A 19060-nucleotide genomic window follows, 5' to 3' on the forward strand; every position below is an offset into this window, starting at 1 on the left:
TCCCTTCTATCCGGCGGCCCGGGCCCGCGCGGCTTCCGCCCGGCCGATGACCACCCGCATGATTTCGTTGGTGCCCTCCAGGATTCGGTGCACCCGCAGGTCCCGGACGATCTTCTCCAGGCCGTACTCGTTGAGATAGCCGTAGCCGCCGTGTAATTGCAGTGCCGAATCGGCGACGTCGAAACAGGAGTCCGTGACGTAGCGCTTGGCCATCGCGCACAGTTCGACCTTGTCCGGTGCGTTCGCATCGAGTGCCGACGCCGCACGCCACAACATGTTCCGGGATGTCTCCAGAGCGGTGGCCATATCGGCCAGGGAGAACCGGATGGTGGGCTCGTCGATGAGTGCGCCGCCGAAGGCCTCCCGATCACGCAGATAGGCGGCCGCCTTCTGATGCGCGGTCCGGGCGCCGCCGAGTGAACAGGCGGCGATGTTGATGCGGCCACCGTTGAGCCCGTTCATCGCGATACCGAACCCGGTGCCCTCACCCTCGGGCCCGCCGAGCAACGCATCGGCGGGCACCCGAACCTGCTCCAGGATGACCTGCGCGGTCGGCTGGGTGTTCCACCCCATCTTTGCTTCATTCGGTCCGAAACTCAGTCCAGGGGTGCCCTTTTCGACAAGGAATGCCGAGATGCCCTTCGGGCCCTCCGCGCCGGTGCGCGCCATCACCAGATAGACGTCGGACACTCCCGCACCCGAGATGAACTGCTTGACACCGTCGAGCACCCAGCCGTCGGAGTCGCGAACCGCCTTGGTACGCAATGCCGAGGCATCCGAACCGGCACCCGGTTCGGTCAGACAGTAGCTCGCGATGGTCTCCATGGTCGCCAGCCGCGGCACCCAGGTCTTGCGCTGTTCCAGGTTGCCGTAGGTGTCCACCATCCATGCGCACATGTTGTGGATGGAGATGAACGAGGCAAGTGCCGGATCAGCCGCGGACAATTCCTCGAAGATCCGCACGGCATCGATGCGACGCAATCCGCTGCCGCCGACATCTTCACCGCAGTAGATCGCGGCCATGCCCAGCTCGGCGGCCGCGCGCAGCACATCGGTGGGGAAGTGCTTGCTGTGGTCCCACTCCAAGGCGTGTGGCGCAAGACGTTTGGCGGCGAACGCGGCCGCCGTCTCGGCGATCACCCGTTCGTCGTCGGTCAGATCGAATATCGACATGCCGGCACTATTGCATCGTGGGAATGACGAACTCGGCGCCGTCCTTGATGCCCGACGGCCAGCGCTCGGTGACGGTCTTGACCTTGGTGTAGAACTGGATCGAGGCCGGACCGTGCTGGTTGAGATCGCCGAAGCCGGAACGCTTCCAGCCGCCGAAGGTGTGATAGGCCACCGGGACCGGGATCGGCACGTTGACGCCGACCATGCCGACCTGAACGCGGGAGACGAAGTCGCGGGCGGCGTCGCCGTCGCGGGTGAAGATCGCGACACCGTTGCCGTATTCGTGCTCTGTCGGGAGCCTCAACGCGTCCTCATAGTCCTTGGCTCTTACGATGCACAGCACCGGGCCGAAGATCTCGTCGGTGTAGATCGACATGTCGGTGGTGACATGGTCGAACAGGGTAGGGCCGATGAAGAATCCCTTGGACAGATCCTGACCGTCGAAGCTCAGTTCGTCGGTGGCGCGCTCGCGACCGTCGACCACCAGTTCGGCTCCGGCTTCTACGCCCTGGCCGATGTAGTCGCGCACCCGCTCGAGGGCGGCACCGGTGACCAGCGGTCCGTAATCGGCCTTGGGATCCAGGCTGTGCCCGACGCGCAGCTGGTTGACGCGCTCGACCAATCGATTTCGAAGCCGTTGCGCTGTCTCTTCGCCCACCGGGACCGCGACGCTGATGGCCATGCACCGCTCGCCGGCGCTGCCGTACCCGGCGCCGATGAGTGCGTCGACGGCCTGGTCGAGATCGGCGTCGGGCATTACGATCATGTGGTTCTTGGCGCCGCCGAAGCACTGGCTGCGCTTTCCGTTGGCCGCGGCCGTGGAGTAGATGTACTGGGCGATATCAGAGCTGCCGACGAAGCCGACGGCCTGGATGTCGGGATGGGTCAGGATCGCGTCGACAGCCTCCTTGTCGCCGTGGACGACCTGGAAGACGCCTGCGGGCAGGCCCGCCTCGACGAACAATTCGGCCAGCCGCACCGGTACCGACGGGTCGCGCTCGGAAGGCTTGAGGATGAAGGCGTTGCCACATGCGAGCGCCGGACCGGCCTTCCACAGCGGGATCATCGCCGGGAAGTTGAACGGCGTGATCCCGGCGACCACACCGAGCGGCTGACGGATCGAGTACACGTCGATACCGCCTCCCGCGCCCTCGGTGAACTCACCTTTGAGCAGGTGCGGGATGCCGATCGCGAACTCGATGACCTCGATGCCGCGCTGGATGTCGCCCTTGGCGTCGGGCACGGTCTTGCCGTGTTCGATGGAGAGCAGCTCGGCCAGCTCGTCGACGTTCTCGTTGACCAGCGCGATGAACTTCATCAGCACGCGGGCCCGCCGTTGCGGGTTCCACGCCGCCCATTCCTGCTGGGCGGTCACCGCGGAGGCGACCGCGGTGTCCACGTCGGCCTTACTTGCCAACAGGACCTGTGCCTGCACCTCGCCGGTGCTGGGGTTGAGGACATCCGCGGTGCGGGTGGAGGCGAGATCGCTGCGCTTGCCGTCGATGAAGTGCTGAATTCTGGTGGTCATGAGATCCGTCCGAAGTGTGCGTGCCCGATGTGATCCAAGATACTTGGATATCCTAGTAATGGGTCGGGCCGCACGCAAGGAGCGGGGGTGAAGGCTCAGCCGATCCGGGCGCGCAGCTGCTCGACGTAGGCCCGGGTGTCCGCCCACGACGGCAGCACACCCTGGGCGAGCGCCTCAGCGAGGGTCGGCGCGGCCGCATCGCGCTCGGAGAGGATCAACCGATGCTGCAGGGGCCAGTCGATGCCGACGGATGTGGGTGAGATGGTGCGCTCGCGATCCGGGGCGTACCCGGCCGAGCACAGATACATCACGGTCGAATCATCCTCCAGCGCAAGGAAAGCGTGGCCGAGTCCCTCCGAGAGGTAGACCGACCGTCGCTGCCGGTCGTCGAGCAGCACCCCGTCCCAGTGCCCGAAGGTGGGCGAGCCGACCCGGATGTCGACCACCACGTCGTACACCGCGCCGCGCAGGCAGGTGACGTATTTGGCCTGGCTCGGCGGGACGTCGGCAAAGTGCACACCGCGCAACACCCCGGCCGCCGAGATCGAACAGTTGGCCTGGTGCAGCTCGAAACGGTGACCGGTCATCGCCTCGAAGGACGCGTCGGTGAACCACTCGAAGAAGGCCCCCCTGGCGTCGCTGTGCACCGTCGGAGTGATCTCCCACGCTCCGGGAACCGCCAGTTCCCGTGCGCTCACTGGCCGCGCTCCGCGTACTGTGCCTCGATCGTCGATTTCAAGGGCCCCCACCACTTTTCGTTGTTCCGATACCAGTCGATCGTGGCCAGCAGGCCTGCCTCGAAATCGGTGTGCATCGGAGCCCACCCCAGCTCCTCGCGCAGCACCGACGCATCGATGGCATAGCGCAGATCATGCCCCACCCGGTCGGTCACCTGGTCGAAATCGTCGGGATCGCGGCCCATCAGCGTCAGCAGCGTCCGCAGCACGCTGCGGTTGTCGCGCTCACCGTCCGCCCCGATCAGATAGGTCCGGCCGGGCGTGCCGTCGATGAGGATGCGCCACACCGCCGCATTGTGATCATCGACGTGGATCCAGTCGCGCACATTGGCGCCGGTGCCGTACAGCTTGGCGCGTCGGCCGGTCAGGATGTTGGTGATCTGGCGAGGGATGAACTTCTCGACGTGTTGGTATGGGCCATAGTTGTTGGAGCAGTTGGAGATCGTGGCAGCCACGCCGTAGGAGCGAACCCAGGCGCGCACCAGGAGATCGGCGGCCGCCTTCGTCGAGGAGTACGGACTCGACGGGTTGTAGGGGGTGGACTCGGTGAATCGAGCGGGATCGCTGAGCGCCAGGTCGCCGTACACCTCATCGGTCGACACATGGTGCAGTCGTGTCCCGTGCCTGCGCACCGCCTCCAACAGCGTGAAGGTACCCAGCACATTGGACTGCACGAACGGCGTCGGGTCGGCGAGACCGTTGTCGACATGGGTCTCGGCGGCGAAGTGCACCACCGCATCGGCCGCCGCGACGAGATCGGAGACCAGATCGCTGTCGGTGATATCGCCTTCTACCAGCCGGATACGGTCGGCCATCGGCGCCAGCGACTCACGGCTACCGGCGTAGGTCAGCGCATCCAAGACCGTCACCTGGGTCTCGGGTCGTTCCCGAAGGGTGAGGTGCACGAAGTTGGACCCGATGAAACCGGCGCCCCCGGTGACCAGCAACCGCATGGCCCAACCCTAGAGGTGCTCCGCCCCGCCGATCTAGGTCAGGCCCAGCGGGCCGGCCAACTCGGTCAACGTCGGCAGCAGCTCATCCCAGCCGCCCAGCACCTGGATCGCCACATGATCGGCGCCGGCATCCAGATGCTGGTTCAGGCGCGCGGCGACATCGGCCGCGGTGCCGTGCGCGACGACGGCGTCGATCAACCGGTCGCTTCCCGGTTTGGCGATATCGTCCTCGGTGAAGCCAAGGCGGCGCCAGTTGTTCAGGTAATTGCTCAGATTCAGATAGAAGTCCACGGCGCCCCGACCGATCTCACGGGCGTGCTCGACATCGGTGCTGAGGACGACCTTGTGCTCGGGCGCCAAGAAGACGGTGTTACCGATCAGGTTGTGGGCCTGGCCGGTGTGCTGCGGGGTGGTCAGGTAAGGGTGGGCACCCGCGCTGCGGGCGGCCGCCAGCTTGAGCACCTTGGGCCCCAGCGCGGCGATGACCCGCCGACTGGTCGGCACATGCGCGGCGTCGAGTGCATCCAGGTACTCGACCAGTACGTCATAGGGTTTGCGGTATTCCTCGGTGTGCTCGGGATGACCGACGCCGATACCGAGCAGGAAGCGACCCGGATGAGCCTTCTCCACCCGGTGGTAGGCCTCGGACACCTCACCGGAATCCGCCTGCCATACGTTGATGATGCCCGTGGCGACCTGCAGATTGTCGGTCGCCTCCAGTAGCGGCTCGACATAGTTGAGGTCACCCTTGGGCGACCCGCCGATCCACAGCGCGCCGTAACCCAACTTCTCGATCTCGGCCGCCTGCTCGGGCTTCGGCACACCGAAGGTCCAGACGCCGTAGCGACCGAAGTCGGGTTTGAGGGTCACGGCGTCGGTCATGGCGATCTCCATCCTCGTCGGTGTGTCATGGCCCGGTTCATCTCACCGCAGGCCCAGCGGTCCGGCCAACTCGGTGAGCGCCGGCAACAGGTTGTCTGTACCCGTCAGCACCTGAACCGGAACATGATCGGCCCCGGCGTCGAGATGTTCGGTCAACCGCGCGGCGATCGCATCGGTGGTGCCGTGGGCGACCACGGCATCGACGAGCGCATCGCTGCCGGGCTCGGCGAGATCGGCGTCGGTGAAGCCCAGCCGTTTCCAGTTGTTCAGGTAGTTCGCCAGATTGAGGTAGATCTCCAAGGCCTTGCGGCCCACCTCGCGGGCGTGTGCCTCATCGGTGGTGAGCACGACTTTGTGTTCGGGCGCCAGGAACGCGTCGGGTCCGATCAGCGCGCGCGCCTGGGCGGTGTGTTCGGGGGTGGTCAGATAGGGATGCGCGCCGGCACTGCGGCGTGCGGACAGTTTGAGCACCTGCGGGCCGAGCGCGGCCACCACCACCCGATCGCGCGGAACGCCGTGACCGTCGAGTGCATCCAGGTACTCGACCAGCGCGTCATAGGGCTTCTTGTACTCCGAGTGCGCCTCGGGATGGCCGACGCCGATACCGAGCAGGAAGCGGCCGGGGTAGCGCTTTTCGATGCGGTGGAAGGAATCGGCCACCGGCGCCGCCGGTGCCGACCAGATGTTGACGATGCCGGTGGCCACCTGCAACGTTTCGGTCGCGCCCAGGATCGGATCCACCCAGTCCAGGTCGGCGGGCGGTGAGCCGCCCGCCCAGATCGCACCGTAACCCAGCGATTCGATCTCTCGGAGCTGTTGTTCGGGGAGCTGCCGCCACTGCTCGTAGTGACCGAACACGCCGAACTTGCCCAGAGCTGGTTTCGTCATGGTCGGCACAACCGCCGAAAGGGTGCTGCGCATTCCGAGCGGCGCACGCTGTGTGCTTCTGACGATCGATGGCCGGCCCGCGTATCGCGGACCGGCCATCGACGTGCTGCGCGTGCGTGCTAGGTGATCGGCACCGTGACGCTCACGGGGGTGAGTCCGCCGTGTCCGTCATCGAGCATCACGATGAACGTGTCGGACTGATCGGCTGCCGACGCCCCCGCAGCGGTGGCTGCCGCCCGCGCCGCGGCGGTCGGGGTGTAGGAGAAGGAACCGGTCGCCGAGTCGAGGATGACCGTGCCCTTGCCCGTGCTGCCCGGTCCGGTGTAGGTCAGGGTGTCGCCGTTGGCATCGCTGCCGGTGACGGCCCCGTTGACCACGCCGGTCGGGTTGTTGTTGTTGAGCACCTTGACGTTGTCGATGCTCAGCCGCGCCCCGGCCGCCTCACCTCTGGTGGCATCCCAGGTTCCGGAGACGAACACGAACCGGTAGTTGCCTGTGGTGTTGACCAGATAGTTGACCACCGTCACGGGTTGAACGGTCTGCGCGTTGGCGCCCGTGGCATTGAGCATGATCTCGGTGCGGCCGGTGTCGACGTCGACGATGTAGCCCACGACATCGAAGGCGTCCCAGCCGCCGCTGGCCTCCCAGTCGAACTGCACCGTGGCCCCGGCGTAGATCGCCAGCGGATTGTTCGACACCACGACGGGTCCGTGCACCACGCCGCCACTACCTGCCGGGGTGTTGCTGACCCCGCTCAGTTCGGAGACCATGACGGCCCGGCCGTTGGTGACCGTCGTGGTGTAGGTGCCGGTGCCGCCGGTGGATTCGATACCCCCGTCGGGTGCTCGGGTCGGGTCGACCGGCGTGGGCCATCCGGCGACGGTCCCGGCGCCGCCGAGTTTGACCCGGCCGTCGATGGCCGTCCAGCCCGTCAGGGAGTTCGAGAAGTCGCCGTTGGGGAAGGTGTTGATACTCGCCGTTCCCGTCGGGGCGGTGTTGCTCGGGCTGATGGTGACGCTGACCGGCACCACGAGCGTGCCGCCGTGGCCGTCGCTGATGGTCACGTTGAAGGTGTCGGTCAGTGCCGACGCCGGGGCGTTGGCGGCTGCGGCGTTGTGCCGTGCCGCCGCGGTGGGCGTGTAGCTGAACGTCCCCGTCGTCGTGTTGACCGTGACCGTCCCGCCGAGCGCGGTCGTGGTCGATCCCGAGAACACCGGGGTGTCCTGATCGGCATCGGTGACGACGACCGACCCGGTGACGTTGCCATTCGATGCGTTCGGGGTGTTGACGTTCACCGCCGCTGTCGGCGTGCTGTTGGCCGGGTCGACATCCACCAGGATGGTGACCACCATGGTGCCGCCGTGGCCGTCGTCGACCGTCAGGTCGAAGGTGTCCTTGCCCGCCGATGCCGGAGCGCCGGTGGCTGCGGCGGCGTGGCGGATGGCGGTGGTGGGGGTGTAGGTGAAGGCGCCGGTGGTGGGGTCGACGGTGACGGTGCCGCCCTTGGTGCTGGTGAGCGGTCCGGTGATGACGGGGGTGTCGTTGTCGTTGTCGGTGATGTTGAGGGTTCCGGTGACGGTTCCCTGTGTGCCGCTGGGGTTTCCGATGGTGGCGCTGACGGTGGGTGCGGTGTTGGTCGGGTCGATGTCGACGGTGACCGCGAGGGTGGTGGTGCCGCCGTGGCCGTCGTCGACGGTGATGGTGAACGTGTCGGTCTGGTCGGCCGTGGTGGCGCCGTTGGCTGCGGCGGCGTGGCGGATGGCGGTGGTGGGGGTGTAGGTGAAGGCGCCGGTGGTGGGGTCGATGGTGACGGTGCCGCCCTTGGTGCTGGTGAGCGGTCCGGTGATGACGGTGGTGTCGTTGTCACTGTCGGTGACGTTGACGGTCCCGCTGACCGCACCGCCGGGCCCACTGGGGTTGCCGACCGACGTCGACACCGATGGTGCGGTGTTCGACCCGCTGACCTGAACGGTCACCGGTACTTCGATGGTGCCGCCGTGTCCGTCGCTGACGGTGATGGTGAAGGTGTCGGTCTGATCGGCGGTGGTGGCGCCGTTGGCTGCGGCGGCATGCCGGACCGCCGCCGACGGTGTGTAGACGTAGGTTCCGGTCGACGGATCGATCGTGATCGTGCCGCCCTTGGTGCTCAGCGCCGGTGCGCTGTAGCTGGGAACGTCGTTGTCCGGGTCGACGATGCTGACCGTCCCGGTGACCGTTCCCGCGGGGCCGCTCGGTGAACCGACCGTTGCGCTGCCCGACGTGGGCCCGGTGTTGGTCGCGCTCAGTGCGATCACCACCACCACCGATGTCGTGCCGCCGTAGCCATCGCTGACCGTGGCGGTGAACGAATCCACCAGATCGGAACCGGACGCGCCGAGGGCCGCGGCCGCATGCCGTGCCGCCGCGGTGGGCGTGTAGACGAATGCGCCGGTGGCCGCGTCGATGGTGACGGTGCCGCCCTTGGTGCTCAGCGTCGACCCACCGAAGACGGTGGTGTCACCGTCGGAATCGGAACCGGTGATGGAACCGGTCGCCGTGCCCGTCGTGTGGCTCAGACCGGTCACGGTGGCGCCGGCCACCGGTGCGGTGTTCGCGGCGACGATCGACACGCTGACCGGCACTTCGACGGTGCCGCCGTGTCCGTCGCTGACGGTGATGGTGAAGGTGTCGGTCTGGTCGGCGGTGGTGGCGCCGTTGGCTGCGGCGGCGTGACGGATGGCGGCGGTGGGGGTGTAGGTGTACGCACCGGTGGTCGCATCGACGGTGACGGTGCCGCCCTTGACGCTCGTGGCCGGGCCGGAGTAGCGCGGGGTGTCGCCGTCGGCATCGGTGGCGCCGCCGACGCTGCCGGCGACCACGCCGGAGCCGCCGTTGACATTGGTCACCGTCGGGGTGCCTGCGGTCGGGTTGGTGTTGAACGACGAGATGCCCACGGTCACCGGCACTTCGATGGTGCCGCCGTGTCCGTCGCTGACGGTGATGGCGAAGGTGTCGGTCTGGTCGGCGGTGGTGGCGCCGTTGGCTGCGGCGGCATGTCGGATGGCGGCGGTGGGGGTGTAGGTGTACGCGCCGGTGGTGGGGTCGACGGTGACGGTGCCACCCTTGGTGCTCGACGTCGGCCCGGTGAAGCGCGGGGTGTCACCATCGGCGTCGGTGACCGAGACCGCACCGGTGACGGCACCGTTGGTTGGATTGGTGATGGTCGTTCCGGGCGCTCCGACAGTGGGATTCGCATTGTTGGGAAGGATGTTCAGGCTTACCGGCACCGTGAAGGTGTTGTATCCGTCGGTGACGGTCACCGAGAAGGTGTCCAGCTTGTCGGCGGCGCTGGCCGCGTCGGCGGCTGCGGCGTGGCGGGCCTCCTCGGTGGGGGTGTAGGTGAAGGCGCCGGTGGTCGGGTCGATGGTGACGGTGCCACGGGTCGGGGCACCGGTGCCCAGCGTGTAGGTCAGGGTGCCGTTGGCGGGGTTGTTGACCGTGACGGATCCGGATGTGCTCCCCGTGGTGGGGTCCGAACCGGTTGCCGTATAACCATTTCCGGCGGAGCTGGGCAGAATGGGGTCGACGTGGACCACGATGGTGGTCTGGCGGGGCCCGAGCCAGCCCAGCAGCCCGAACAGTCCGCGGAAGTGCGTCGGTGTGCCGATGATGTCGTTGACGATCACGCTGAACTGATCGTTGCCGCCGAGGGCTGCGGTCTGTGCGTTGGGGGTGTAGGTGAAGTTGCCATTCGCATCGACGGTGACCACACCGTTCTTGGGCTGGCCGGCGACCGTGTAGACCGGTGCCGCGTCGTCGTAGTCGACGGCGTTCAGCGAGCCGGTGATGGTGCCGTCGGCGGCTTGTCCGAGGACGATCGGATTCACGGTGGCGCGCTGGTTGTTCCAGGTGTATTGGAAGGTGCGGATGGCGTTCCACAGCGACACCACGGGCTCAGGCATCGCGATGGCGGGCATCGGCAGCCGGTTGGCCAGCCAACCGAGGCCGACCCAGCATGGCGTCACTGATCATGCTGCCCAGCGTCACCTGGGCCAATTGGCGTCCGGCGGTGGGAAGCGGTGCGCCAGTGAGCGACACGTTGACGATGGTGTCGAGAGCGCTGTCGTTGGCGAACAGGTCGAGCAGGCCCGCCCGGTGCGGTGCGTTGCCCGGCTTGTCGTCGATGGTGACGGTGAAGGTGTCGAAGAGTGCGTTCGTCCCGGCAGTCGGGGTGTAGACGTAGTTGCCGTTCGCGTCGATGGTGACGGTCCCGTGCGCGGGCCCGGCGCTGACCGTCTAGGTGATATTCGTGTCGTCGTAGTCGGTGCCGTTGAGGCTGCCGGTGATGGTGCCGTTGGCGCCGGGGCCCGATGTGGTGGGCGCGGCGGTGGGCCGCTGATTGTTCAATGTGTAGTTGATGTTCCGGACGAAGAGCCATAGTGACTCGACGAACATTCCGACCGGGCTCGGTGGGACCGGCAGGTTTGCCGATAGTGAGCCGAGACCGATCCAGTGCATGATGTCGGTGAAGATGCTCTGCAGCGTGACATCCGTCGCCTGCCGGATGACCGTCGGTGCTGCCGCGACCGCGGTGGTGGACGCGGCGGCGGTGGTGGCCGCCGCCGCCGATCGCAGGGCGATCGGGGCCACGGTGGTGGTGGCGGAACTCTGCGGTTGGGCAAGACCGCCGCCGCCGGTGGACTGCCCGGATACCCGCGGGGTCGCGGTGCTCTGCACCGCGGCAGGGCTCGTCGTGGTGGGTGACGCGTCCGGAGTGCTCTGCGTGTGTCCCGCACCGCTGGTGCCCGTGTCGGGAACCTCGATGGTGGGCTGAACCGTGGGCGGAGTGGATTCGCCACTGCCGGAATCACTGCCGGAATCGCTCCCGCCGGGGCTGACCTCGGTGCCACCGGTGCTGCCGGGTTCGGTCAGCTCACCGTTTGACGGGTCCGGCTCGGCGAGCTCGCTGTCGGCGTCGTCGGAGGCCCCGGTATCGGTGTCAGTGTCGTCGGCGGTGTCGTCGGCGTCATCGTCGAAACCGTCGAGACCGGACGCTGATTCCCTGCCGTTCGGCTGTTTCGGGGATTCCGGCTCGGTCGAGGATCCGGTGGCCGAGCTCTCCGATGCCGAGCTCCTGGAGTCGTTGCGATCGTCATTCGCGGAGGACTCACCCGCCGACGAAGACGAAGACGAAGATGAAGAAGACGACGACGCACCGGAATCCGGCGTATCAGCCGCCGCGACGGCCGGAGCGGCGAACGCGCTGGCGCCCAAGGCAAATGCGACGGCGCCCACGCGCAGCCATCGGGCGAAGGACTCGTAATCCAACCCGGTTCCTGCGTGCCGATGCACGAGGTCATGGCGTGAGATATCGGCGCGTTCTTTCTTCATGGGATCCCCGGTCTGTGATTTCTCGGTGTGTGGTGCTGAACAAAGAAGCTGAGGGAGCTGAGGGCGCTTAGGCGGGCACCGAACGGGGTGCTGAATGCGACGGTTTCCTGAGTTTTACCTGAGAATCTTGCTCAGGAGTCGAAAGTTAGCACATCAAATTCCGACTGTTCAACGATTTATCTAATAAATGTTTTGTGAGGAGCGTTGCTGGTTAAATGGCCGAGAGCGGAATGTGAAAACAGCATTATGCCAATATGTTTGGCTTCCCTAACTGGGCACTCTGGTTAAGGCAACAACGTGTACCGGGCGTCAAGAAAGACACGTTGTTTATTGAGTAATAAATATCGCAACCGCGCATTACTCGCCGGACCCATTCGGCAATTCGATAAGACCGCGGCATGCGCGTATATCCGAGTGGGTCGGTGTGATCGGTCGATCGGCGACGGTCCGGGGCGCATGAGCGCATCGAGAATGGGTCGCCGGGAGGGCCCGCCGATGGGGCTGTATGTGACGTCGATGGCCGATCGCCGACAGGGGCGCGGCGCGTGCCGACGTTCTTATGGGAGCGCCGTGATGGGCCCGTGTTCCCTTCCCGTGAGGGTGGTGCGTTCGGCCGCTACCGGCTGCGACACGGATCGGGTGGGGCGGAGCATGCTCGCGTGACGCTTGCTGGCGTCGGCGGGGCCGCCGCGAAAAGCGTTACGAGTCATGGGCATAAGGGTATAACGCACGCGTCAATTAAATAGCGTTTGGAAAATTTTCCCACGCCCCTCGGCGGCGCATTACCCCCGTCCAGGGGGTGAATTTCCCTGGACGGTCAAAATCAGCAACGTTGGCGACGGTGTTCGCGCCGCCGGTTGCTGTGCGCTGTTCGACGGGCCCAAACCGCCTACGGTGGACCCGCTTTGGCCACCCGACCAGCGCATGTCGTGAGTTGCTGGCGACCAACAAATGCGGCCGTGGAGGACTGTGCCGAGCGACAGCGGCTTCGCACGCACCGCCGCGTGTTGATTCAGCAACAAATCAGGTGGCATGGGCAGCGATCGGCCGTTGGTGAAAAAATCTCACGCAGGGCGACCACGCAGCGGGCCGCCGCACGCCGAGCAGCTGCTACTCGGTCCCCGCTGCCGACAACTCACCCGGGGTCGGGATCACCGGAGCCGGCGCCACCAACGGCAGGCACACCGCGAACCTGGTGTCGCCGGGCTTGGACTGCACCGAGATGTTGCCCCCGTGCTTCTCGACCACTATGCGCCAGGCCAGATCCAGTCCGAGACCGGTGCCTTCGCCGAAGGGCTTGGTGGTGAAGAACGGCGTGAAGATGCGGTCGATGACGTCCTCGGGGATGCCGGGACCGTCATCACAGATCTCGACGCGGATCATCTGCTCGTTCTCGCGGCTGGTGCGGATGGTCAAGGTGCCGTGGCCGCCCATCGCCTGGATGGCGTTGTCGATGATGTTGGTCCACACCTGGTTCAGGTCGCCGGGATAGCACTGCAGTTCGGGCAGCGTCTTGTCCAAGTCCTTGACGATCGTCACCGGACGATCCTTGCCCGGTCCGCCGATCTTGTCACCGAACATCATCACGGTGCTGCGGATCAGTTCGTGCACATCGGCGCTGCCGTAGGAACCGCGGTCCATCTGCGAGTACTGCTTGGCTCCCGCCAGCAGCGCCGAGATGCGCTTGCTCGCCTCGGCGATCTCGTTCATCCGCAACTCGTTGTCGATGGTGTACTTCAGCCAGCCGATGGCGCCCTGCAGCGAGGCGGTGGAATCCAGATCATCGACCAGTGCCGACACCCTCTCCAACCAGTCGGTGTCCAAACCTGCCTCGACGAACGTCGGAGCGTAGTCCCAGGCGCCGGCGATACCGTGATCCTCGAGCCAGTCACCGAGTTCATCCTCGCGATCGGAGGCTTCCAGGGCGGTGAGTTCCAGGTCCTTGTTCTTGGCGACCTGTTCGGCGACCTGATCCTGGATGTTGACCAGGGCGCGCAGCGATTCGGGGCTGAACTTCGCCTCGGCGACCATGGCGAGTTTGTGGCGCATGTGACCGACGCTTTCGCGAAGGTCGGATACCGCGCGCGCGGTGGCGGCCGCCGGATTGTTCAGCTGGTGGGTCAGCCCCGCGGTGATGGTGCCCAGTGCCAGCAGCTTCTCCCGCTGACCGATGATCTGGCTCTGTCGGCGGCCACCGACGAGCTGGCCTTCCATGAGGTGCACGGCCATCGGGAACTGCGCGCGCATGAACTCGGCGAACGCCCGCGCCTCCAGCACGAACACCCGTGACTCGGACACCAGACGTACCGAGGCCTGGTAGAGCTGCTCCTCACCGGGGATGTACGCCGACCAGGCACCGAAATAGACGCCGCGTTGCGAGGTCCGGTTGGTCTGGATGTCGACGCCACCGGAGCGCTTCGACATGATCAGTTCACCGTCGATCAGCACGTAGAAGCACGTCGCCTGGTCGCCCTCCTGCACGATCGGGCCTGCCGGGAACGTCTCGATGGAACCCGCCTGGCAGAGCGTGTCGAGCTGCTCGTCGGTCAGATGCTCGAACAGGAACAGGGTCCGCAGTTCGTCGCGCACACACGTCTCGCCCATATGTCTCAAGCCCCTCTACGCCTCGGCCAGGTACCGGTGCACGAACATCACCGCCATCGACCCTTCGCCGACGGCCGCGGCAACCCGCTTGGCGGATTCCGAACGCACATCTCCTGCAACAAACACACCGGGCACACTTGTTTCCAGGTGGTGCGGAGGACGGTCCAGGCTCCAGCCGCACACGTCGCGCAGATCGGGGCCGGCCAGGATGAAACCGCGGTCGTCGCGGGCCACCACCCCGTCGAGCCAGTCCGTGCGCGGAGTGGCGCCGATGAAACAGCACAGCCTGTTGGCGGGGACATCCTCGGTCTCACCGGACTTGCGGTCGGCCAGTGTGAGGCCGACGAGGTGGTCATCGGCGGCCGTCGTGCCCACCACCTCGGTGCAGGTGCGGACCTCGATCTTGTCGTTGGCCTCGATCTGCTGGATGAGGTAATACGACATCGACGCTTCCAGCGAGGGGCCCCGCACCAGCATGGTCACCCGCTTGGCGGTCCTGGACATGAACATCGCCGCCTGGCCTGCCGAATTGGCGCCTCCGACGATGTAGACCTCTTCACCGGCGCATTCGGCGGCATCGGATACCGAGGCGCCGTAGTAGACGCCGCGCCCGATCAAGTTGGACTCCTCGGCGGCCGAGCAGCCCGTCACCGCCAGCTCGCGGTAGTCGACACCGGTGGCAAGGATGACCGCCCGCGCGCCGATGGTGCGCTGGCCCACACCGTCACCGGAACCGTCATCGGAGAAGGTGATCGTGCGCGCCGTCCCGATCTCACCGGCTTGCAGGTGCAGAGCCTGGCGAGTGGTGATCACCTCGGCGCCGAAGCGCTCGGCCTGCCGACGTGCCGTGGTGGTCAGATCGACTCCGGAGATACCGTTCTCGAAGCCGAGATAGTTCTCGATCCGGGAGCTGCGGCTGGCCTGGCCGCCCGTCATCGCACGCTCGATCAGGACAGTGTTGAGGCCCTCGGACGCGCCATAGACCGCGGCGGCCAGCCCGGCCGGCCCGCCTCCGATGACCGCCAGGTCGTACATCTCCAGGGACGGGTTGGTGGACAGGCCGAGCATGGTGGCCAGCTCGGTGTCGGTGGGTTCGACCATCGGCTTGCCGTCCTCGGTGATCACCACCGGCAGCTGCCTGCCATCCAGCCCGGCCGCCTCGAGCAACTGGCGGCCCTTGGGTTCCTCGGCGGTGAACGCCTTGAAGGGATAACCGTTGCGGGCGAGGAACTGACGCACATCCCAGGACCGCGGATTCCACTGGTGGCCGATCACCTTGGTGTACGGGATGGCGTGATCGCCGGCGGCATGCCAGGACTCGAGCAGACCGTCGATCACCGGGTAGAGCTTCTCCTGGGGCGGATCCCACGGCTTGAGCAGGTAATGGTCGAGATCGACGACGTTGATGGCGTCGATGGCGGCCGTCGTATCGGCATATGCGGTGAGCAGGACCCGTCGTGCCATCGGATACAGGTCCATCGCGGCCTCGAGGAACTCGATTCCGCTCATCTGCGGCATCCGGTAGTCGGCCACGAATACGGCGACGGTGTCACCGCGCAGTTTCAGTTCGTGCAGCGTGTCCAGGGCATCGGGACCGGATTCGGCACGCACGATCCGATATCGCTCGCCGTAGTGGCGGCGCAGATCGCGTGCCACGGCGCGGGACACGGCCGGATCATCGTCGACCGACAGGATCACGGGCTTGCGGGGTTGGCGCTCGGCGTCAGGCATCACTGATGATTATGCGCTGGACGTCCACTTCTTATCCCCACCTGATCGCTGACGGCGAAACGGTGCGCATCGTCGGCCTAGACTGCCGCGTGTGACGGCGCTCGAGTACTCCGATTCCATCCACCTCACCCTGGACGCGAAGGCGACCTACGACCTGGTTTCCGATATCACCCGGATGGGCCAGTGGAGTCCGGTGTGCAAGGAGTGCTGGTGGGACGACCCGGCGGCGGGTGCGGTGGCCGGGGCATGGTTCACCGGGCGGAACGTGCTGCCCGAGCGCACCTGGGAGACCCGCAGCCAGGTCGTCGCGGCCACGCCGGGTCGCGAGTTCGCGTGGGAGGTCAACGATGGGTGGGTCCGGTGGGGCTTCACCATGGAGCCGGACGGCCAGGGCACCACGCTGACTCAGTACTGGCGGTTCCTGCCCAAGGGCATCGAGGGATTCCGGGAGCGTTTCGGCGCCGATGCCGACGCGCAGATCGCGACGCGCTCGGAACTGGCGCTCAGTGGGATCCCGCAGACCCTGGCGGCCATCAAGGCCAGTGCCGAGGCACAGTCCGCCTAGGTCCAGCTGGTCGGGGTGGTCGGCCACCGCCCGTTCAGCGTGGGCGGGCCACCAGGACCGGCACCCGCGCCGCCTGGACCACGGCATTGCTGACCGAGCCCAGCAGTACCGAGGCCACGGCGCCGTGGCCGTGACTGCCCACGACGATCAATTGCGCGGCCGTCGAGTGCTCGACGAGCCGGGCGGCGGGCCGGTCGGGAACCACGATGCGGTCCACGTCCACGTGCGGGTATCGGTTCTGCCAGGGGGTCAGCATCTCGCGCAGTTGCCGGTCGACCTCGGGGCGCAGTGTCTCCCAATCGAAACCAGGCATCTCGAATGCGCCGGGGGACCACCAGGCATGCAGGACGGCCAGGCCCACACCGCGTCGGGACGCCTCCTCGAAGGCCAGGGCCGTCGCCGACTCCGATGCCTGCGAACCGTCGAAGCCGAGCAGGACCGGGGCGGTAGGTGCCGGTAGTCCGTCGTCATCGCTGATCACCACCACCGGGCAGTGGGCCCGATGGAGCAGCCCCGTGCTGACGCTGCCCAGCAGGTGACGCGAAAGCGCACCCCTGCCACGGCTTCCCGTGACGACCATGCCCGCCGTGCGGGACGCGTCGACCAACGCGGCGGTGGGTGTCGCGACGACCAGATCGGTGGTCACCGTGGTGTCGGTGAGGGTGCGGACCGAGTTCGCGGTCTCCTCGAGCAGATCGCGCCCGAGCTGCATCTGCCAATCCAGGTAGTCCGCAGGCGCAGGAACCGCGGGCCAGGCGCCGACCGGCATGGTGTTCGCGTGCAACAGCACCAACGGGATGCCCCGCAGCCCGGCCTCGGTGGCCGCCCACTGCACGGCGATCCGAGCAGACGGTGAATCATCCACTCCGACAACGATGTTGTCGACGTCAACCCGCTCGGTCATCTGTGTTCCTTTCACCGAGGCCATGGTCCCCGGTAGCTCTGGTCCCGATCAACGCCAGGGCCGGCCGACCGGGGTGCGGATGCCGGGCGGCAGCGGCAAGATGCTCGATCGTTCGGGCGATCCCGTGGGTGACATCGTCCGCCTCAGGGAACGTATCGCAGTCGGCGGTCAGCCCGAAGAACAGATCCGGACCGTAGGTGAGGAGTATGACGGCGACCTGGCCCGGCGGGGGGACCGGTGGAACACCCACCATTGCCACGATCGGACGGCCCAGCATGTCCCCAGGACGACGAGGGCCCGTGACGCTGGTCATCGCCACCAGAAGATCGTCCCGGGGCGGGTCGGTCACCATCTTGAGTGCCCGCCGTGCCAGCGCGACGGGCATCAGCGCGGTGGCGGGCAACGACCAGGGGGACCGGTGTCGCGCGTCGGCCTTGAAATCGGCCAGCGTGCGGTGCACGGTCCGTAGCTGCCGCAGCACATCCGGTTCCTCGACCGGTAGCGCCCGTCGTAGGACCGGTATCCGCCGGCTCATCCTGGCCGCCGCAGCACCTGCCCTGGCCGAAAGCGGCTGCCGCGTGCGCACAGAGATCCGCCGCGGATCCCGGCCCCGATGTCGCAGCGCGGACCGCAGACCGTTGGTGACCGCCGTCAGTGCCAGCTCGTTGAGCGTGACGTCGAAGGTCTTGCAGACCGATACCGCGTCGGCCCGTGCCACCTGGACGGCGCTGAAGCTGGTGGGTCGACCCGGCGGAAGGGTGCTCGGCTGCGGCGCACCGACCGTTGCCGATACGGCACTGTCGGTACCGAGCCCGGCAAGGACGTCCGTGACGATGCCGGCATCGGCAATATCGTGCCGCGCCGCCAACAGCACGGCCCAGCGGTGATCGCTCAGACCCGCCACGGCCCAGCACCGCCACTGCGGACCGGGTTCGGGGCGGGGCCGGATGGCCTGCGTGACGAACGCGAACAGGGCCTCGTCGTCACCGGGTTCGGCCAGCTCGACCGCGAGGAGGTCGGCGGGCCTGCCGAGTCGGTCGTCCAGGGCTGCCGCCAGCTCTTCGTGCGCGGGCATCGGGCCGGTCATGACGGCGATGACGCCGACGTAGGGCACCAGGTCGGGATCGGAATGCGCACCATCGCGGGAGTCGGAGTACGCGGCACCGGGGTGATTCACCCCTCGACTATCCGGTGCGGGAACATCCCTGCGACAGGGTCGTAGGTCCTCGATGTGATCCGACCGGCACGGCCCGCGGCCGGCCGGCCGGCTTACGTCATCGTGGTGGGCGCGTCGAGCTGCAATTTCGTTGATTTTGGGGTACGGCGCGGTGCGGGTAGTATGGATCGACGGTGCGGCCTGCGCACCGACTCTTTGCGTGCCTCGTCTGAGAACCATAACGATTTCGGGTCCGGCTCACACGTCATGTAGTCGGTGAATCGGTCGTGCCGGGGCGTAGAGATACGAAAACGAAGACAAGGATCGCTAAGACAGTATGGCCAAGAAAGACGGTGCCATCGAGGTCGAGGGCCGCGTGGTCGAGCCTCTGCCCAATGCGATGTTCCGCATTGAGCTGGAGAACGGACACAAGGTTCTGGCCCACATCAGCGGCAAGATGCGGCAGCACTACATCCGCATCCTGCCCGAGGACCGCGTCGTGGTGGAGCTCTCTCCCTACGACCTGTCCCGGGGCCGCATCGTGTACCGGTACAAGTAACTGCCCACCA

The 19060-nt window shown here is 66.7% G+C and carries 15 protein-coding genes; 2 read left to right on the forward strand and 13 right to left on the reverse strand.

The genetic code is table 11. The annotated features are described in order from the left end of the window. Positions 1-6 precede the first annotated feature (6 nt). The 11 genes from IC40_RS0109615 to IC40_RS0109665 all read right to left on the reverse strand — a co-directional run bounded on the left by IC40_RS0109615 (position 7) and on the right by IC40_RS0109665 (position 15866). On the reverse strand, positions 7-1173 hold the full coding sequence (locus tag IC40_RS0109615) for an acyl-CoA dehydrogenase family protein (protein ID WP_030134501.1): 1167 nt from the start codon (positions 1171-1173) through the stop codon (positions 7-9). 7 nt (positions 1174-1180) lie between these two features. After that, the gene (locus IC40_RS0109620; protein ID WP_030134502.1) at positions 1181-2701 is read right to left on the reverse strand and encodes a CoA-acylating methylmalonate-semialdehyde dehydrogenase; all 1521 of its coding nucleotides are present in this window, start codon (positions 2699-2701) and stop codon (positions 1181-1183) included. 95 nt (positions 2702-2796) lie between these two features. Next, positions 2797-3399, reverse strand: a complete 603-nt coding sequence (gene rfbC, locus IC40_RS0109625) for a dTDP-4-dehydrorhamnose 3,5-epimerase (RefSeq protein ID WP_030134503.1) — start codon at positions 3397-3399, stop codon at positions 2797-2799. Beyond that, complete coding sequence (gene rfbB, locus IC40_RS0109630) at positions 3396-4391, reverse strand: dTDP-glucose 4,6-dehydratase (RefSeq protein ID WP_030134504.1); 996 nt, start codon at positions 4389-4391, stop codon at positions 3396-3398. Before rfbB ends, rfbC begins: the two co-directional genes overlap by 4 nt. 33 nt (positions 4392-4424) lie before the next feature. Further along, positions 4425-5273 (reverse strand): LLM class F420-dependent oxidoreductase, encoded by an 849-nt coding sequence (locus IC40_RS0109635; protein WP_030134505.1) that lies wholly within the window; start codon positions 5271-5273, stop codon positions 4425-4427. A gap of 42 nt (positions 5274-5315) precedes the next feature. Further along, the gene (locus IC40_RS0109640; RefSeq protein WP_030134506.1) at positions 5316-6161 is read right to left on the reverse strand and encodes an LLM class F420-dependent oxidoreductase; all 846 of its coding nucleotides are present in this window, start codon (positions 6159-6161) and stop codon (positions 5316-5318) included. 119 nt (positions 6162-6280) lie between these two features. Next, complete coding sequence (locus IC40_RS26835; RefSeq protein ID WP_051644297.1) at positions 6281-10165, reverse strand: Ig-like domain-containing protein; 3885 nt, start codon at positions 10163-10165, stop codon at positions 6281-6283. Continuing rightward, on the reverse strand, positions 10095-10400 hold the full coding sequence (locus IC40_RS28565) for a hypothetical protein (RefSeq protein ID WP_157837318.1): 306 nt from the start codon (positions 10398-10400) through the stop codon (positions 10095-10097). Before IC40_RS28565 ends, IC40_RS26835 begins: the two co-directional genes overlap by 71 nt. 36 nt (positions 10401-10436) lie before the next feature. Then, complete coding sequence (locus tag IC40_RS0109655; RefSeq protein WP_030134508.1) at positions 10437-11531, reverse strand: hypothetical protein; 1095 nt, start codon at positions 11529-11531, stop codon at positions 10437-10439. Positions 11532-12641: 1110 nt separating this feature from the next. Next, positions 12642-14135, reverse strand: a complete 1494-nt coding sequence (locus tag IC40_RS0109660; RefSeq protein WP_030134509.1) for a sensor histidine kinase — start codon at positions 14133-14135, stop codon at positions 12642-12644. Between the two features lie 15 nt (positions 14136-14150). Next, on the reverse strand, positions 14151-15866 hold the full coding sequence (locus tag IC40_RS0109665; RefSeq protein WP_030134510.1) for an NAD(P)/FAD-dependent oxidoreductase: 1716 nt from the start codon (positions 15864-15866) through the stop codon (positions 14151-14153). Positions 15867-15957: 91 nt separating this feature from the next. Here IC40_RS0109665 and IC40_RS0109670 point away from each other — a divergent pair, with 91 nt between their 5' ends. Further along, positions 15958-16431 carry an SRPBCC family protein gene (locus IC40_RS0109670; protein WP_030134511.1) on the forward strand — a complete coding sequence of 158 codons (474 nt, stop codon included), beginning with the start codon at positions 15958-15960 and terminating at the stop codon, positions 16429-16431. Positions 16432-16465: 34 nt separating this feature from the next. Here the strand turns inward: IC40_RS0109670 and IC40_RS0109675 are convergent, their stop codons facing one another. Continuing rightward, positions 16466-17335, reverse strand: coding sequence for a universal stress protein (locus tag IC40_RS0109675; protein WP_030134512.1), 870 nt, complete (start codon positions 17333-17335; stop codon positions 16466-16468). Continuing rightward, positions 17319-18512, reverse strand: a complete 1194-nt coding sequence (locus IC40_RS0109680; RefSeq protein ID WP_030134513.1) for a WS/DGAT domain-containing protein — start codon at positions 18510-18512, stop codon at positions 17319-17321. Before IC40_RS0109680 ends, IC40_RS0109675 begins: the two co-directional genes overlap by 17 nt. A gap of 316 nt (positions 18513-18828) precedes the next feature. Between IC40_RS0109680 and infA the strand changes: the two genes are divergently transcribed. After that, entirely contained in the window at positions 18829-19050 is a 222-nt protein-coding gene (infA, locus tag IC40_RS0109685) for a translation initiation factor IF-1 (protein ID WP_003418601.1), read from the forward strand. The last annotated feature ends 10 nt before the right edge of the window (positions 19051-19060 follow it).

The organism is Mycolicibacterium neoaurum ATCC 25795 (assembly GCF_000691525.1).
Lineage (GTDB): Bacteria > Actinomycetota > Actinomycetes > Mycobacteriales > Mycobacteriaceae > Mycobacterium > Mycobacterium neoaurum.

Coding starts and splice junctions, on each gene's coding strand:
- IC40_RS0109615 (WP_030134501.1), bottom strand. CDS start 1,173: ATGTCGATATTCGATCTGACCGACGACGAACGGGTGATCGCCGAGACG.
- IC40_RS0109620 (WP_030134502.1), bottom strand. CDS start 2,701: ATGACCACCAGAATTCAGCACTTCATCGACGGCAAGCGCAGCGATCTC.
- rfbB (WP_030134504.1), bottom strand. CDS start 4,391: ATGCGGTTGCTGGTCACCGGGGGCGCCGGTTTCATCGGGTCCAACTTC.
- IC40_RS0109635 (WP_030134505.1), bottom strand. CDS start 5,273: ATGACCGACGCCGTGACCCTCAAACCCGACTTCGGTCGCTACGGCGTC.
- IC40_RS0109640 (WP_030134506.1), bottom strand. CDS start 6,161: ATGACGAAACCAGCTCTGGGCAAGTTCGGCGTGTTCGGTCACTACGAG.
- IC40_RS0109655 (WP_030134508.1), bottom strand. CDS start 11,531: ATGAAGAAAGAACGCGCCGATATCTCACGCCATGACCTCGTGCATCGG.
- IC40_RS0109660 (WP_030134509.1), bottom strand. CDS start 14,135: ATGGGCGAGACGTGTGTGCGCGACGAACTGCGGACCCTGTTCCTGTTC.
- IC40_RS0109665 (WP_030134510.1), bottom strand. CDS start 15,866: ATGCCTGACGCCGAGCGCCAACCCCGCAAGCCCGTGATCCTGTCGGTC.
- IC40_RS0109675 (WP_030134512.1), bottom strand. CDS start 17,335: ATGACCGAGCGGGTTGACGTCGACAACATCGTTGTCGGAGTGGATGAT.
- infA (WP_003418601.1), top strand. CDS start 18,829: ATGGCCAAGAAAGACGGTGCCATCGAGGTCGAGGGCCGCGTGGTCGAG.